At 46.8% G+C, this 853-nt stretch carries 1 pseudogene; it reads right to left on the bottom strand.

What is annotated here, in order from left to right:
* Positions 1-127: 127 nt before the first annotated feature.
* Positions 128-853, bottom strand: a pseudogene (locus CIK04_RS27390) (aminotransferase class I/II-fold pyridoxal phosphate-dependent enzyme); the annotation flags it as partial.

Raw genomic sequence — 853 nt, 5'->3', positions numbered from 1 at the left:
GGCAGTTGCAGTCATTTTTGTCCTTTAAAATGGTTGCCTGAAGAATGGGGCATTATGTCATGATGAATTGTGAATGACGAATCTCCCTTTCGTACGGTTAACGGCAGTGTCGTAAAGGGAAATGTACTTAGCGTTTACAGGGGAATCTCAAAGATGACGAGCGATAAGACAAACTAAGGTATTGAGTGGCGGGCTGCCAATCGTTATCACTAGTAAAGTTCGCCACACAAAAACGCACGCAATGTTGATATTGGTTGTGTGTGCCAAATACCGTCCCCGGTAGTAGGCTAATTTTTTCTTTGCGACAATCGAGATACAACGCATGGCTATCCACCCCTTCAGGCAGGATTAACCACAGCAAAAACGACCCTTGATTGAGATGCAATTGATAGCGATTTTCCAGCGTGGGAATCTGATTTAATGCCTTGCTAAGCATGGCGTGGAAGCGCTTACTTTGACACTGGTATTGTCGACGCATTCTGGCGGTGTGAGCTCGGTATTTGCCCGTGGTTGAGAAACGACGCGATCGCAACTTTAGCATCAGGTTCAAACTGCCCATATTGTCACACAGCAAAAGCTTTTCAATCTGAGCCTGGTAGCGACCGGCTAACAGCCAGCCAATGCGCAAACGCGAATCTAAAGTTTTGGAGAGCGAGTTGACGTAAATGACGCGATTCGGCTTTGTCGAGTGTAGTTTTAGGGTCGGCAAGGGCTACTTCAAAACTCAATGCGCCAAATACGTCGTCTTCAATGATCGGCACATCATGGCTGATTTGTAAAAGGGCCAGACGTTTTTCCAGCGTCATGGTGGCGCCGGTGGGGTTGGTAAAATTTGGTGTGACTAAAATCGCTT

Source organism: Vibrio sp. 03_296 (genome assembly GCF_002265885.1).
Note: the sequence above shows the minus strand (reverse complement) of the source record. Positions and strands in the feature narration are given on the sequence as shown.